Genomic DNA, 16,353 nt, shown 5'->3' with positions numbered 1-16,353 from the left:
AAATTATATTTATTTTATTATAAAAAGTATGCCAAGCAATACCTTTTATTCCTAACTTTGTATCCCGTAATCAATCATTTAATACAATGTCTTTGAGCGGTAAACAGAAGAAAACTAAGTATATTTTTGTAACTGGAGGTGTAACCTCCTCCCTTGGTAAAGGCATCATAGCCTCGTCATTAGCTAAACTACTACAAGCCAGAGGATTATCTGTCACCATTCAAAAACTCGACCCTTATCTAAACGTTGATCCAGGCACGCTGAATCCATATGAACATGGCGAATGTTATGTAACTGACGATGGGGCTGAAACTGACTTGGATTTGGGACATTATGAGCGTTTTCTTAACGTTCAAACTTCACAAGCAAACAACGTAACTACAGGTAGAATATATTACAATGTATTGAGCAAAGAGCGTCGTGGCGATTTTTTGGGAAAAACAGTTCAGGTTATTCCTCACATCACAGACGAAATCAAAAGAAACATTCTATTACTTGGTAAAACAGGAAAATACGATATCGTAATTACCGAGATTGGCGGTTGTGTTGGTGACATTGAATCTCTTCCATTCTTAGAAGCCGTAAGGCAATTAAAATGGGAATTGGGTGAAAAAAACATGCTTACCATTCACCTTACTTTGGTTCCTTTTTTAAAGTCTGCCGAAGAGCTTAAAACTAAGCCTACACAGCATTCTGTGAAGCAATTGCAAGAGTCTGGAATTCAGCCCGATATTTTAGTTTGTAGAACTGAGCATCATTTACCTGCAGACATCAGAAAAAAAATCGCTCTATTCTGTAATGTTGAGGTAATGTCAGTAATAGAAGCCATGGACGCCAAAACTATCTATGAAGTGCCGATTCTCATGAAAAAAGAGAAGCTTGATCAAAGGGTGCTTTATATGCTGGATCTATATAACGATGCCGACTCAGACATGAGAAAGTGGGAGGAATTTTTACAAAGACTTAAAAAACCTGAACATGAGGTTACTATAGGTTTAATAGGAAAATATGTAGAACTAAAAGACGCTTATAAATCTATAATTGAGTCTTTTATTCATGCCGGAGCCGAAAATAGATGCAAGGTAAAAATAGAATGGATTCATTCTGAATCGCTAGCGGTTGATAATATCGAAGAGAAATTCAGTGGTTTAGACGGTGTTTTGGTTGCTCCAGGGTTTGGAGAGAGAGGCATTGAAGGAAAAATTGCAGCGGTTAAATTTGTTAGAGAAAACAATATTCCGTTTTTAGGAATTTGCTTAGGTATGCAAATGGCCGTCATAGAATATGCTAGAAATGTATTAGGATGGGAAGGTGCTCACTCCACTGAAATGGAGAAAACAACTGAATATCCTGTAATCGACCTAATGGAAGACCAACAAAACGTTGAAAACAAAGGTGGAACAATGCGATTGGGGGCTTACAACTGTAAACTTACCGATAAATCTCTTGCCAGAAAAATTTACGGAAAATCTAAGATTTCTGAAAGACATAGACATAGATGGGAGTTTAACAACAAATACAGAAAAGATTTTGAGGATAAAGGGCTGGTCATAGGCGGAACAAATCCTGAAAACGATTTAGTTGAAATAATTGAGATTCCAGCAAATGATTTCTTCATCGGAGTTCAATACCATCCAGAACTCAAAAGTACAGTGGTGCAACCTCATCCATTGTTTATAGCTTTTGTAAAAGCAGCATTAGATTATTCAAATAAAAAAAATGGAAAAGTTTAAAAAACTAACCGTATTTGAAGACGATAAAGGCTCATTTTTTCGAGAAATCGAGGAAGTGGGCCTTGATTCTTTAAAAGAGGATGAAGTTATCATTAATGTAAAATACTCTTCTTTAAACTATAAAGATGCACTTTCGGCAAGCGGAAACAAAGGCGTTACAAAAAACTATCCACACACACCTGGTATAGATGCAGCTGGAATTGTATTTTCATCTAAATCTTCAGAATTTAACCCTGGAGATGAGGTAATAGTAACTAGCTATGACTTAGGTATGAATACTGCTGGTGGCTTCTCTGAATTCATTTCTGTACCAGCTAAATGGATTATTAAAAAACCTAAAGGCCTAACGCTTAAAGAAAGTATGATTTTAGGAACTGCTGGCCTTACAGCAGCAATGAGTATTGACAAACTTCTTACTTTCGGTGTAGAAAAAGGCAACATAATAGTTAGCGGAGCTACTGGTGGAGTGGGAAGTTTAGCTATTATGATATTGAATAAACTGAATTTTGAAGTAACCGCACTTTCAAGAAAAATTTCCGCTGTAGATTTTTTAAAAAATATTGGTGCGAAAGAAATAATTCAATCTTTTGAAGAAAATAAAAGGCCGCTATTAAAGCCAATTTACGCTGGAGCTATCGATACCGTTGGTGGAAATGTCCTAGAAAATATTTTGAAACAGATAAAACCAAATGGTATTGTGAGTATTTGTGGAATGGCACTTTCAGCTAATATCAACACAACTGTCTTTCCATTTATTTTGCGAGGTATAGCTATGATTGGAATAGATTCCGCTGAAGCTGATTATATTTGGCGTAAAAACTTATGGGAAAAATTGGGAAAAGAATGGAAACCAGAAAATCTGGAAACTATAGCAAAAACAGTAAAACTTGAAAATATTAATATAGAAATAGAGAAAATGCTAAAAGGAAATCAGACAGGCAGAGTCGTTGTAGAAATATGAAAATATTTCTAATAAGCTAGAAAAATCTCTTCCCCTTTCTGGTTTTGATGGTTCAATGTCCAATCGCTCGTAAAAGTTGTTTCGACAATGGAAGTTCCCATTTTTCGAAATATAGCAATATGTAAACCCAATTTTTCTTTAAAAAGAGTCTCAACATCAATCACTTTTGACTCTCCGTCAAACTTAAAACTCGATGGATTTTTATTGCTAGAGATATCAAAAAGTTTAAAGTCTCTATGATCTATACCCATATCTTCTCCTCTTCTGAAAACCTCAATTCTCAGAAAAGGAAACAACTTATTGAATTTCTTAATTAGATGGGAAATTCGTGTTTCAACATCAATTTCTATTTCAGCTTTTTTATTCATTCAAAAAACATTCTAATACAGATTCAAAATTGGCTAAATATGTTTTCAATTATTATGACTGTAATCATTACGATTAAAATTATATAAAGAAAAAAATATATTACCACTAAGAATTTCCTGACAAATGTCATATTTTTGAAAATCCTTAATAGATAGTTTGCGAATGAATAAAGAGAATTTACCAAAAGAAACACCTAAGGGGTTTACTATGTCTAACCAATTCGAAGCTATTTTTAAATTTGCCAATGAAGGAATTATTATTTCAGACCAAAACAGTAGAATAATAAAGATAAATCCATCAGGGCTAAAAACATTTGGTTATGATGATGAATCGTCACTTATAGGCAAAGAAATTGAAATATTAATACCTAAGAAAGTCAGAAAAAACCATGTAGAGCATAGAAGTAAATATGTACAAAATCCTCATGCAAGAAGTATGGGAGAAAAATATGACTTGTTTGGCCTAAAAAAAGAAGGTGAGGAATTTCCAATAGAAGTCAGCCTAAGTCCATATAACAATTCTTTTGGAATGTTCGTTATTTGCTTTATTATTGATATTACCATTAGAAAAAAAGCTGAGGAAAGTGAAAAAAATTATCTTAAAAAGTTAGAAAAAGAAGTTGAAGAGAGAACTCTGATATTAAAAGAAGCTATTCAAAAACTCGAAAAGACTAAAAACGAATTGGACAACTCGTTGAAAAGAGAACAAGAATTAAATTCAATGAAAACTAAGTTCATTTCAATAGCCTCTCATGAGTTTAGGACTCCATTGTCTACTATTTTATCATCGCTTTCATTGATGGAAAAATACATTGAGCTTGACGACAAAGATAAAAGAGTAAAACATATAGATAGAATAAAAAAATCTATAAAAAATCTTACAGAAATATTAAATGACATATTGTCAGTAAATAAAATAGAAGAAGGAAAAGTTATAGTCAAACCAGATAGTTTCAATGTAATCGGTTTCTGCAAAGAGTTGATTTTAGATTTGCAGGGATTATTAAAAAATGGTCAAGAGATAAAACTAATATTAGATGAGTTTGACAGTCCATTTATTTTCCAAGACCCGAAATTGCTAAGACATATTTTAGTAAACCTCCTGACTAACGCTATCAAATTTTCATATGAAAATTCGAAGATTGAATTAATAGTTAAACTCGAGAAATCTGATGCCTATTTTACCGTAAAAGACAGTGGCGTGGGTATTCCTGAAGCAGATCACAAAAAACTTTTTACTAGATTTTTCAGATCAAGCAATGTAGAAAACATTCAAGGTACAGGCTTGGGTTTAAGTATTGTATTACAATATGTTAATTATTTAGAAGGTACGATAAAATTTTCAAGCGAAGTGGGCGTAGGAAGTATTTTTAATGTAAATTTACCTAGAAGTTTGAAACCCAATTAATTTATAGAAAAAAAACACTAAATGAAACGAATTCTATTAATTGAAGATAATCCAGAAATTAGAGAAAACACATCAGAGATATTGGAATTAGATGGTTACCAAGTCCTAACAGCGGAAAACGGCAAAATTGGGGTAGAATTGGCTACTAATGAAAAACCTGACCTCATAATTTGCGACATAATGATGCCTGTTTTAGATGGCTATAGCGTTTTACATTTACTTTCTAAAAACCCAGAAACCGAAAATATCCCTTTTATTTTCCTTACCGCCAAAGCCGACAGAAGCGATTTTAGAAAAGGCATGGAAATGGGTGCTGATGATTATATAACAAAGCCATTTGATGATGTTGATCTATTGAATGCGATAGAAAGTAGATTTAAAAAAATTGAGCTTTTAGAAAAAAAGTATTCCAAAAACATTGATGGTTTAAATAATTTAGTTCGAGATGTAGGAGGTGAAGAAGAGTTGAAAAACCTAACTATGAACCGTGAGAAGAGAAAATATAAAAAAAAATCAGAGATTTTCAGAGAGGGTGACTTTCCATTGTACTTGTTTTTTATAGAAAAAGGGAAAATAAAAACATACAAAACCAACGAAGACGCTAAAGAACTGATTATTAACCTCCATAGTGAGGGGGATTTCTTTGGATATGTAAATCTAATGAGAGAAAGCAGTTATATGGAATCTGCATCTGCCCTAGAGGACTGCGAAATCACACTTATTCCTAAGACTGAGTTTTTCAAACTAATACATCAAAACCGACAAGTTTCGCAGATGTTTATCAAGATGCTGTCTGATAATATTAAAGAAAACGAAGACCAACTCCTTAAACTTGCCTATAATTCAGTCAGAAAAAGAGTTTCTGAATGTTTGCTGAAGTTTTTCGAACAAAGCGATGATAAAAACCCGGAAAATGGCCTAAAAATCAGTAGAGAAGACTTATCAAATATGGCTGGAACTTCCATTGAAACTGCAATAAGGACTTTATCAGATTTCAAAGACGAAAAACTGATAGAAATTTCTTCTGGAAAAATTAAAATAATCAATCAAGAAAAATTAATCCATCTCAAAAATTAGTTTAGTTAGCTCTACAAATTGCAAATAGTCCAATTGCTCCGCTCTTTTGTTGGCGTAAGGCAAATCTGCTCTGTTAGTGATAGGCTTCAAGGCATTTGAGAGCATTTTCCTCCTTTGATTAAAAGCAGTCTTTACAACCAATTTAAACTTTTTAAAATCACAATCAAGGACTTTGTCGTAATTCCGGACCAATCGTATCACACCAGAGTCAACCTTTGGTGGTGGATTAAATGCTCCTGGTAGAACAGTAAAACTATATTCTATATCATAAAAAGCCTGTAATAGCACGCTCAAAATTCCGTAATCCTTATTCCCGTGTTTAGAAGCTATACGTTGGCCAACTTCTTTTTGAACCATTCCGACTATCTCTTCTATCTGATCTTTGTGCTCTAGTACTTTAAAAAATATTTGAGAAGAAATATTGTAGGGGAAATTACCAATGATTCCAAACTTTTGATTTTCAGCCAATTGAAGCGTTTTATCAAACTCCATTTTCAAAAAATCTCCTTCAATTATTTTTTCTTCAGGAAAACTAAAATGCTTTTTTAAGTATACAACAGATTCAGTGTCAATTTCGACCAATACCAAATCCAATTCTTTACGACCTACCAAATACTGTGTAAGCACACCCATACCAGGACCAATTTCCAGCAATAATTTATTGCCGTTTTTATCTTGATACAAATCCACAATTCTTTTTGCCGCATCTAAATCTTTCAAGAAATGTTGCCCCAAATGCTTTTTAGCCCTTACTTTTTCCAAATGAAAATCTAATTTTATTAAAATAATACCCAAAATTAAGCATTAATTCTTTAGTTTTAGGCAGAAAAAAACGCAAAGGAAATTTATGGCAGAAGAAAAAAATTCAAAGTCAGAAACGCATAGCAACGAACATTTAGATTTACTTCAAGATTTTGTTGACAATACATCAGATATAATCATGATGTTGTCTCTAAAAGGAGATTTTATGTATGTAAACAATGCTTTTCTTGAATTATTAGGCTATTCACGCTCTGTTATTAAAGACCTAAAAATTGACGATATTCTTCATCCACAATTTCAAGAATCTATAAAAGTGAATTTTGAAAAAATAAAAAATGGCGAGCCTATAAGTGATTTTCTGTTGGTAGTAAGAAATAAAGAAAAAAAACGAATATACCTTTCTGGAGATGTAAACTGTAGATTTGTAAAAGGCGAACCGACATCATTTAGATGTATTTTGAAAGATATTACCCAAAGAAGAAGAGCTGAAGCTGCACAAAATCTATATTATGCAATAGCCCAGAGCAATCTTAACACTAAAAACTTAGAGGATTTTTTATTTCAAGTACATCAAAATCTTCAAAAAAACATATATGCCAACAATTTCTTTGTGGCGGTATACGAGCCTGAAAACAATAGCATTTACTTTCCTTACCACGTAGATGAATATTATGAAACTGGCCAAAATTATTTAAAAAGAAAGCTTGGAAATGGCCTAATTGAATATTCCATATTACAAAACAAACCACTGATATTCAACAAAGAAGAGCTTAGGGAACTCATAGAAAAAGAAGGCCTTTTTATTTATGAATCCAACTTGCCAGCGGTTCAGATTTTGGTTCCACTAAAAATAAACGAAAAGACCGTTGGGGTAATTGGTATAAAGTCATATTCTGACGAAACCAAATTCTCTTCTCGCGACCTTGAATTGTTAGAGTTTATTTCGGGTCAGGTGGCAATTGCCATGGAAAGAAAAAAATCAGAAGAGGAGCTTTTACTCCAAACAGCGAGGTTAAATGCGATTTTTGATAGCAGTACACATTACATCTGGACAGTTAACGAAAAACGCCAATTGAGTTCTTTCAATAAAAATTATCATAATCTTATATTCGAGCAACTCGGACAATCTCCAACTATAAACGCAAGCATAGAAAAACTTGGTTGGAAATTAATATCAACTGAGGACAAACCAATACTTAGAGAAAAGTACAACATGGCTTTTCAGGGTTTGCCACAATATTTTGAAATGCATTGGGGCGAAAAAGACGGTGGAAATAACTGGTTTGAGTTTTACCTCAACCCTATCCTATCTGCTGATGATGGAGAAATTGACGAAGTTTCGGGAATAGCTAGAAATGTAACAGAGAAAAAAAATGCCTTAATCAACATTCAAAAGAGCGAAAATAAGTTTAGAAACATTATTGAGTCTTTTATCGACATATATTATCGAACTGATTTGGCAGGAAACGTCATAATGATTTCACCTTCGGTTTTAACGCACACAGGATATTCAGTAGAAGAAGTAATTCATCAAAAAGTTGATAAGTTTTTCGAAAATGCACTTGATTCTTCTCAAAATATTAAATCACTTTTGAAAACCGGGAGCATTACAAACTTTGAGGTTATTGTAAAACGTAAGGACCAAACGTTGCGGAAGTTTATGCTCAATATCCGAATGATAAAAGACAGCAAAGGCATTCCGATAGAGGTAGAAGGTGTGGCCAGGGATATCACAGAGCTAATGAAAAGTGCAGAAGAGCTCAAAAAAGCAAAAAATGAAGCAGAGCATTCATTGAAAATCAAAGAACAGTTTTTAGCAAATATGAGTCATGAAATCCGAACACCTATGAACGGTATAATCGGAATGATAGATGTACTCAACGAGACGCCGCTTGAAAAAAACCAAAAAGATTATGTTCAGACTATTAAAAAATCTTCAGAAACGCTTTTGACCATTTTGAATGACATCTTAGATCTTTCAAAAATAGAAGCTGGAAAAATGGAATTGAATTATAAACCATTTGATTTAAAGGATTTATTAGGAAATCTGGTGGCACTGTTTAATCAAAAAGCAAGAGAAAAAAATGACGAACTTTTATACGAAATCGAGGAAAACACACCTCACTATATTCAAAGCGATCAAATAAGGCTTCTTCAGGTCCTTTCTAACTTAACTTCAAATGCTATAAAGTTTACGCAAAGTGGTACGGTAAAAGTTAGAGTGAGTAGTGAAAAAATAGACGAAGAAAACAAAATAATTAAATTTGAAATTATTGACACTGGAATTGGAATTTCAGAAGAAAACCAGAAAAAGCTTTTCCATTCTTTCCAACAATTAGATATTTCAACAAAAAAATCGTTTGGAGGAACAGGTCTTGGTTTAGTGATTTCCAAGGAATTGTGTCGAAAAATGGGAGGAGAAATTGGCTTAATTTCAAATGAAAATGAAGGAAGCAATTTTTGGTTTACCATAAAGGCGAAAATCGCAAATCAAAAAGAAATAAATGCGGAAGAGTCAGTATCAGAAGAAATTTCTTTTATCAATTATTTTAAAGAAAAATCTCCTAGGATATTATTAGTTGATGATAACGCCGTAAACAGAAAAGTAGCCTCAGAGATATTGAAAAGAGCCAATTGCACAGTTGAAAGTGCAGACTCGGGAAAAAGAGCCATTGAAATATTTACGGAAAATAGTAATTTTGACGTGATTCTAATGGATATTCAGATGCCAGAAATGGACGGAATAGAAACCACCCAAAGACTTAAAAAACAATTTGGTTCGATACTACCAAATGTTGTGGCTATGACTGCCTACTCTATGCAACATGACAGAGAAAATTTCCTATCAAAAGGCCTTGATGATTATATTTCTAAACCTATAAGGGCTAATTTGTTGATTAAGAAAATAGAAGAGCATATTTCGAAGGGAAAATTAAAAAACAAAACTGAGATACCTAAAATCAAAAAAGTAGAGTCATTAAGCAATAGCCTTGAAATTTCTTCAGACATTCCAGCCTTTGACAAGGAGGTAATCGATAGTCTCCGTGAAATGGTGGGTTCAGAGACACTAATTTCAGTTTTTGAGGATTTCGAAAACGAGGCATCTGAGCAAATTATTAATACTCAAAAGGCATTTGAAGAAAAAAATGTGGTAACCATCCAAAAAGAGTTACATACTTTAAAAGGCAACTCTGGCACTATCGGTTTAATGCGAATTCATGAAATAACCAAAGAAATTGAAGTACCTGCAAAAACAGGAAATCTTGAAAATTTCGAAGAAAGAATGCAAATATTAAAGCATGAGTTTCAAGTTTTTAAAGAAAATTACAAGAAAATTTAATCTGTTTTTTATACCTTTACGGCTCGAAATTTGTTAGGTAAAAGACATGGCATTCCGGAGAATATTTCTATTTTTGGGCTTATTCTTCTTTTGGCTTTCGGCCAAAAGTCAGTCTTGGTGCGGCTTACCCGAAGTAACAGAGGAACAAAAGCAAATGCTCCTCCAATCTACAATCAATAATTCTTATTTACAAAAAGCCAGAAAAGGAACAACTTACGTAATATATGTAAAGCCTAAAATAATAAACAGCCCATCTGCAAATCCACTTTTAGAAACCACACAAGTAATAGAGCTAATCAATAAACTAAACGAAATATTTTCGAGTATAAATCTAAAGTTTGTTGTAGAAGGAAATTTCGTTCAAAAAATTTATGATGAGCAATTTTACAATCTAAAAACTGCCGAAGACGGTTCATTAAAAGCAAAATATAATAGTGACGATGCAATAAATCTTTATTTTACCCACACTATAATTAAACCTGACCTCGCTCAACTAAACGGTTACACAAGTTTACCTAATTTAAGCAAGGGCTCTAATACTATAATTTTAAGCTATTTAGACAATACCGTAAGTCAGTTTGCTTTTTTAAAAGACAAAATAATTGCTCATGAATTCGGTCATTATTTTGGTCTCCTACATACCTATCAAGATAGCAATAATAGCGATATCAATAAAAGAGAATTGGTGACTAGAGGAATAGGTGCTAATTGTAACACGGCGGGAGACCAACTGTGTGACACACCTGCTGACCCGTTTGAAAGAGTGCCATCAATATTTTCGATAGATTGTGAATCAAAAATTCCGAATACAATTTATGATTTTAATGGGGATTATTATACACCTCCTGTAGACAACTTCATGTCCTATCAAACCAAATGTGGTTTTTCGTTTACCCCCATGCAGTTCCAAAAAATGGAATCAGGATTAAACATTAGATTATCTCCACAAGCTGAATATGATATAACAAAGGATGTTTCGAATTTTGTAAGTATAGATTATCTAGAAAAAACCGTTTTTTGTCAAGGAGAGGAAATGATTATTGATTTTGTAAAAAATGGAAATTATGATCTAAAAAACGAGTTATCTATTGAAGTATCAGATAAAAATGGCCTAAATTTTCGAAACTTTTCAAATTTCGAAATTATATCAGAAAATAAATTAAAACTTAAATTAAGTCCAACTTTAGAGCCAGGCAATAATTATCGCTTAATCTTAAAAACGAGCCTGCCTTATACCGAAAGTCCATTAAGTGACCATTTTGAAATACAAGCCCTACCAACTGTAGAAATAAGCACTTCGCAAAAAACTATAAACGAAGGAGATGACATTCAGCTAAACATAAAATTTGGAGGAACTGGCCCATGGAATTTTACAGATTGGGATGGAAATAAATATGAAAAAATCAACTCCTCCTCAATTTCTTTTTCTCTAAACCCACCAGAAAGTAAGCTTTTTACCATATCGCAAATAGGAAACGAATGTGGTACTATTTCACAAAAACCAAGTGTATATGTAGAAGTACTAAAACCTTCTATCAAAATCCAAGACAACGGCACTTTTTGTTACACTAACCTAATAAACCTTCCGCTCGAAGGCTTAATGCCAAACCAAAGTGCTGATTACTATAAAGTTACAATTAAAGGCTTGAACCAAAACATATCAATATTACCTAATTTTACGGAAAATGCTATTTGGTTTTATCTCCCAGAAGAAATCCAAAAAGACAAATCCTATACTTTGAAAATTGCAGGAAAATCTTTAGGCGATTTTAGCAACACAATGCCTTTCATTGTAAAGTCACCACCTGAACAACCTAGTATAGTTACTCCAATAAACGTATGCTATGGTGAAGAAAATATATTCTTACAGGCGAATGGCCAAAACCTCAAGTGGTATGCCGAGGAAGAATCTAATAATTTCACGTATAGCGTTTTGTTAAATACAAAAGATACTGGAACCTCTAATTATTATGTTAGCCAAAGTGATTCCAATGGCTGCGAAAGCAGAAAAAGCAAAATGGAAGTCAACATAAATGCACCTGTATCAGCAGAAATATTAGGAAACTCAACCATATTTTTGGGAGATTCCGCATTTCTCAAAATACATTTAACTGGTTTACCTCCATGGAATCTTGATATCGAGAATATAGGAAATTATAATGTATCAAATGAAGATGTTTATATTAACGTAAAACCGAATAAAACTTCAACATATAAAGTAAAATCGATCTCTAATCATTGTGGCGAAGGAACTATTTCAGGTTTGGCAACTGTCGAGGTCATTTCAATTTTAGGGGTAGAACCGAGCGAAAATATTAATGTAAAAGTATTTCCTAATCCAATTTCAAATGGGATATTAAATTTCGAAATTGAGAATGATAAAATTTCAGAAGTAATTATATTGGATTTATTAGGTAAAGAAATCCTAAAAGAAAAAATGGATAATGTTACTCTTGGAAAATTAGAAATATCAAATTTGTTATCTGGAAGATATATTTTAGAACTTAGAGGAAAAGAAAAAATGTATTACAAGCAGATCATAAAATAAAAAAAGGCTCCGAAGAGCCTTTTTTATTATAATTCAGGTATTCTTAAAACTTGACCTGGATAAATCAAATCTGGATCTTTAAGCATTGGCTTGTTAGCTTCAAAAATCACTGGATATTTACTTGCATCTCCGTACATAGCTTTGGCAATTTTAGAAAGGTAATCACCTTTAACTACTGTATAATATCTAGCTTCTGGAGTTGGTACAGATACAACCATTTGATTATCAACAGCACCTACACCTTCTACATTCCCTACTGCTAGAGCTATTTTCTCTGCATCTTCTTGAGATTCAGTTTCTCCAGTAATAGTAACCGTGTCACCGTTAACTTTAACTGTAAGAGCTTTGAAAGCTAATCCTAATCCTTGAACGTGAGCAAGTAAAGCGGAGGCTTTAAGTTCTGGAGCTTGAGCAGCTACTTCGGCTTCACTTTTACCGAATAGTTTCTCACCTACCCCTTTAAAAAACGACATTAATCCCATTGTTGTAGTAATTTTAATTAAAAATTTATTTTCAGACAAATTTAACTTTTTTTGTCATGTTTTAGACTACTAAGAAAAAAAAATGTCACAAAAAATATTCATTAAAAAATTACGTTTAAATTGCAGAATAAAAAAACAAAATAAATGCGAAATCTATTTTTAAATCTAGCTTTTGTCTTTGCACTTAACTTAGCATATGCACAATCTGACGAAGAACTAATAGCTCAAACGGTTAATGATTACCTCGAAGGAGGAACAAATGGAGAAGTTGAACGATTCAAAAATGCTTTTTTCAGTGATGCCATTCAGAAATCTGTTGGCAAAAATGGAGTAACAGGAATGTCAGTAGAATCTTTGGCTTCCAAAATCAAGCCTAACCAAAAAATGGAGAGAACTACCAAAATAGTTTCTTGGTCTTATGCTGGCACTGCAGCCACAGCCATTACCGAAACAGAATATCCTACTTCAAAAATAATTGACTTATTAAATTTATTGAAAATAAATAATGAGTGGAAAATAGTTAGTAGAGTTTATTCAAGAATAGAAAAAGGAGAAAGTGTTACCTCCTCAAATCCGATTGCAACGGCCAAGATTGATCCAAAAACAAAAGGGAAAGCACCTGCCGCCGCCCCAGTTAAAAAGAAAGTAGTAGACGACGGCTGGTAAAATATTATTTCAATATATTCAATAGATATTGACCATAGCCCGACTTTACCAAAGGTTGGGCTATTTCTATTAATTGTTCTTTACTAATAAAACCCATCCTGTAAGCCACTTCCTCGATACAACCAATTTTCAAACCTTGTCTTTCTTCAATGACCTGAACAAATTGACCCGCCTGCATCAATGAGTTAAAAGTACCTGTATCTAACCAAGCTGTGCCTCTATTCATTACCCCAACTTTTAAGTTCCCTTGCTCTAGGTATACTCGATTTATATCCGTAATTTCCAACTCGCCTCTAGGTGAAGGTTTTATATTTTTTGCTATATCTACAACAGAATTGTCATAGAAATAAAGTCCAGGAACAGCATAATGACTTTTTGGCTTCTCTGGTTTTTCTTCTATGCTTAATGCATTAAAATCTGCATCAAATTCGACCACACCATATCGCTCCGGATCTTGAACCGAATATGCAAACACCATTCCGCCGTCGGGATTTGCACATGACTGTAGCAATTTACTTAATCCACTTCCATAAAAAATATTATCTCCAAGGACCAAAGCGACTTTATCATCACCAATAAACTCTTCTCCAATAATAAATGCTTGTGCTAAACCATCTGGACTAGGTTGCTCGGCATATTCAAACCTACAGCCTAACCTTGAGCCGTCTCCAAGAAGTTTTTTAAAATGCGGTAAATCATGTGGCGTAGAAATTATTAAGACCTCATGAATTCCTGCCAACATTAAAATCGACAATGGATAATAAATCATTGGCTTGTCATAAACTGGCATTAGCTGCTTGCTAACTGCCAAAGTCAATGGATGAAGTCTGGTACCGCTTCCGCCTGCTAAAATTATTCCTTTCATAATATTTTACTCTCCTAATTGGAGTTTGAATTTATAGTTTATTTAGATGAATTTTCGTACATCGAAGTATAATATTTTTGATAATCGCCAGATGTAATATTCTCAATCCATGACCAATTATCAAAATACCAATCTACAGTTTGAGCCAAACCTTCTTCGAAAGTCACTGATGGTTCCCATCCCAATTCATTCATCAACTTGGTTGCATCTATAGCATATCTCAGGTCATGCCCTGCTCTATCGGTAACATAAGTTATCAAATTGCGACTGGTACCAACTTCTTTTTCAAGTCTAGAATCCATCAAATCACATAATAAATGTACCAAATCTAAATTTTTCCATTCATTATTACCGCCAATATTGTAGGTTTCTCCATTTCTTCCATCATGAAAAATATTATCAATCGCTCTTGCGTGATCTTTTACAAATAACCAATCTCTGACGTTCTCCCCTTTACCATAAACAGGAAGTGGTTTGCCATTTTTGATATTGTTAATCATTAATGGGATAAGTTTTTCTGGAAAATGGTTGGGACCGTAGTTGTTACTACAATTAGAAACTACAATTGGTAGGCCATATGTATTATGATAAGCTCTCACAAAATGATCAGAACTTGCCTTAGAAGCAGAATATGGTGAGCGGGGATCATAACTTGTAGTCTCTACAAAAAACTCACTTGGGTCGTGTAACTCCCCATAGACTTCGTCAGTTGAAACATGGTAAAAACGCTTTCCTTCAAAGTTACCTTTCCACGTGTTTTTCGCAGCATTTAAAAGATTACAAGTACCTATTACATTAGTTTTCACAAAAGCCATCGGGTCTGTTATGGATCTATCCACATGAGATTCAGCAGCTAAATGGATTACGCCATCAAAACTATACTTTCCGAACAATTCATTGATATAATTTTCGTCTACTATATCTCCATGTTCAAACTTATAATTTGGATTAGAATCAACATCTTTTAGGTTTTCTAAATTACCTGCATAAGTCAATTTATCAAGGTTAACTATTTGATATTGTGGATATTTATTTACAAATAATCTAACTACATGCGAACCAATAAATCCAGCACCGCCAGTAATCAAAATCGTTTTTTCGAAGGTCATCATTTTTTGTTGTTTTTTAGTTTTAATTCCCAAGCCCAAGCATCTCTCAAGCTCTCTTCTAATGTTTTCTCAGTTTTCCAGCCTAATATTTCATCTGCTTTTTCTACATTACCATATATTTTGACTACATCACCTGCTCTCCTAGGCCCAATTTCATAATTCAGTTTAACATTATTAACTTTTTCAAAAGTTTGAATAACTTCTAAAACTGAATTGCCTCTTCCAGTTCCTAAATTGAACACATCGTAAAATGCATTTTCTTTAGTTTTTAGCAAATCTAAAGCCGAAACGTGAGCTTTGGCCAAATCTACAACATGAATAAAATCACGTACATTCGAACCGTCATTTGTATCATAATCATCCCCAAAAACAGTTAATTTAGCTCTTTTACCTATAGCTGTCTGAGTTACAAATGGAATCAAATTGCTCGGCACGCCGTTAGGTAACTCTCCAATTTCAGCAGATTCATGTGCACCAATTGGATTAAAATATCTCAGAGAAATCATAGCCACATTTTCTCCTGATTTTATCACATCTTCCAAAATATCCTCAGCTATTGCTTTCGTATTTCCGTATGGAGACTCCGCTTTTTTCTTGGGAGTATCTTCCGTAACTGGAATAAAATCTGGCTGGCCATAAACTGTACATGATGAACTAAAAACGAGATTCCTAACCTTATTGGCTTGCATAACTTCCAAAATAGATAACAAAGACCCAATATTGTTTCTATAGTATTTCAAAGGCTTTTCTACAGATTCTCCAACTGCTTTAAAAGCAGCGAAATGAATTATGCCTTCAATTTTGTTTTCTTTAACAATCTGATCTACAATCTCAAAATCATTGCAGTCAGCATTAAAAAACGGAACGTCAAAACCTAAAATATTTTTTAGGCCTTCTAAAACAGATTCGTTTGAATTACTCAAATCGTCAATAATAAAAGGAGAATAACCAGCCTTAACTAACTCTACTACAGTATGTGAACCTATAAAACCAGCACCGCCAGTTACTAGAATATTCATATTTTTAAATTTTTA

Annotated in this window: 13 protein-coding genes; 7 read left to right on the top strand and 6 right to left on the bottom strand. The window is 33.4% G+C overall.

Going from position 1 to position 16,353, the window contains the following annotated elements; genetic code table 11:
* Nucleotides 1-86 precede the first annotated feature (86 nt).
* Nucleotides 87-1,733, top strand: coding sequence for a CTP synthase (locus EGI22_RS06235; RefSeq protein WP_255067187.1), 1,647 nt, complete (start codon nt 87-89; stop codon nt 1,731-1,733).
* Complete coding sequence (locus tag EGI22_RS06230) at nt 1,720-2,694, top strand: YhdH/YhfP family quinone oxidoreductase (RefSeq protein WP_255067185.1); 975 nt, start codon at nt 1,720-1,722, stop codon at nt 2,692-2,694. Before EGI22_RS06235 ends, EGI22_RS06230 begins: the two co-directional genes overlap by 14 nt.
* A gap of 8 nt (nt 2,695-2,702) precedes the next feature.
* Here EGI22_RS06230 and EGI22_RS06225 read toward each other — a convergent pair whose 3' ends face one another.
* The gene (locus tag EGI22_RS06225) at nt 2,703-3,062 is read right to left on the bottom strand and encodes a hypothetical protein (protein WP_255067184.1); all 360 of its coding nucleotides are present in this window, start codon (nt 3,060-3,062) and stop codon (nt 2,703-2,705) included.
* Between the two features lie 163 nt (nt 3,063-3,225).
* Between EGI22_RS06225 and EGI22_RS06220 the strand changes: the two genes are divergently transcribed.
* Both EGI22_RS06220 and EGI22_RS06215 read left to right on the top strand, forming a co-directional pair.
* A complete protein-coding gene (locus tag EGI22_RS06220) occupies nt 3,226-4,470 on the top strand; it encodes a PAS domain-containing sensor histidine kinase (RefSeq protein ID WP_255067183.1) in 1,245 nt (414 codons plus the stop codon).
* 21 nt (nt 4,471-4,491) lie between these two features.
* On the top strand, nt 4,492-5,547 hold the full coding sequence (locus EGI22_RS06215) for a response regulator (RefSeq protein ID WP_255067182.1): 1,056 nt from the start codon (nt 4,492-4,494) through the stop codon (nt 5,545-5,547).
* Here EGI22_RS06215 and rsmA read toward each other — a convergent pair.
* On the bottom strand, nt 5,527-6,309 hold the full coding sequence (gene rsmA / locus EGI22_RS06210) for a 16S rRNA (adenine(1518)-N(6)/adenine(1519)-N(6))-dimethyltransferase RsmA (RefSeq protein WP_255067180.1): 783 nt from the start codon (nt 6,307-6,309) through the stop codon (nt 5,527-5,529). The genes EGI22_RS06215 and rsmA overlap by 21 nt on opposite strands.
* Before the next feature lie 85 nt (nt 6,310-6,394).
* On the opposite strand from rsmA, the gene EGI22_RS06205 reads away from it, so the two are divergent.
* The gene (locus tag EGI22_RS06205) at nt 6,395-9,649 is read left to right on the top strand and encodes a PAS domain S-box protein (RefSeq protein ID WP_255067178.1); all 3,255 of its coding nucleotides are present in this window, start codon (nt 6,395-6,397) and stop codon (nt 9,647-9,649) included.
* 46 nt (nt 9,650-9,695) lie between these two features.
* The gene (locus EGI22_RS06200; protein ID WP_255067176.1) at nt 9,696-12,197 is read left to right on the top strand and encodes a T9SS type A sorting domain-containing protein; all 2,502 of its coding nucleotides are present in this window, start codon (nt 9,696-9,698) and stop codon (nt 12,195-12,197) included.
* Nucleotides 12,198-12,223: 26 nt separating this feature from the next.
* On the opposite strand, the gene lysM is transcribed toward EGI22_RS06200, so the two are convergent.
* Nucleotides 12,224-12,679, bottom strand: coding sequence for a peptidoglycan-binding protein LysM (gene lysM / locus EGI22_RS06195; protein WP_255067172.1), 456 nt, complete (start codon nt 12,677-12,679; stop codon nt 12,224-12,226).
* A 144-nt stretch (nt 12,680-12,823) separates the two neighbouring features.
* Between lysM and EGI22_RS06190 the strand changes: the two genes are divergently transcribed.
* Nucleotides 12,824-13,345, top strand: a complete 522-nt coding sequence (locus EGI22_RS06190) for a nuclear transport factor 2 family protein (RefSeq protein WP_255067171.1) — start codon at nt 12,824-12,826, stop codon at nt 13,343-13,345.
* Between the two features lie 4 nt (nt 13,346-13,349).
* Here EGI22_RS06190 and rfbA read toward each other — a convergent pair whose 3' ends face one another.
* From rfbA to galE, 3 genes are read right to left on the bottom strand one after another with little or no spacing between them, the layout of a single operon-like run.
* The gene (gene rfbA, locus EGI22_RS06185; RefSeq protein WP_255067170.1) at nt 13,350-14,210 is read right to left on the bottom strand and encodes a glucose-1-phosphate thymidylyltransferase RfbA; all 861 of its coding nucleotides are present in this window, start codon (nt 14,208-14,210) and stop codon (nt 13,350-13,352) included.
* 38 nt (nt 14,211-14,248) lie between these two features.
* The gene (rfbB, locus tag EGI22_RS06180) at nt 14,249-15,319 is read right to left on the bottom strand and encodes a dTDP-glucose 4,6-dehydratase (RefSeq protein WP_255067227.1); all 1,071 of its coding nucleotides are present in this window, start codon (nt 15,317-15,319) and stop codon (nt 14,249-14,251) included.
* The gene (galE, locus tag EGI22_RS06175) at nt 15,319-16,338 is read right to left on the bottom strand and encodes a UDP-glucose 4-epimerase GalE (protein WP_255067167.1); all 1,020 of its coding nucleotides are present in this window, start codon (nt 16,336-16,338) and stop codon (nt 15,319-15,321) included. The genes rfbB and galE overlap by 1 nt, the downstream gene beginning before the upstream one ends.
* Nucleotides 16,339-16,353: the final 15 nt, after the last annotated feature.

Source organism: Lacihabitans sp. LS3-19 (genome assembly GCF_024343575.1).
Lineage (GTDB): Bacteria > Bacteroidota > Bacteroidia > Cytophagales > Spirosomataceae > Leadbetterella.
This window is presented reverse-complemented; position numbering and strand designations above follow the sequence as displayed.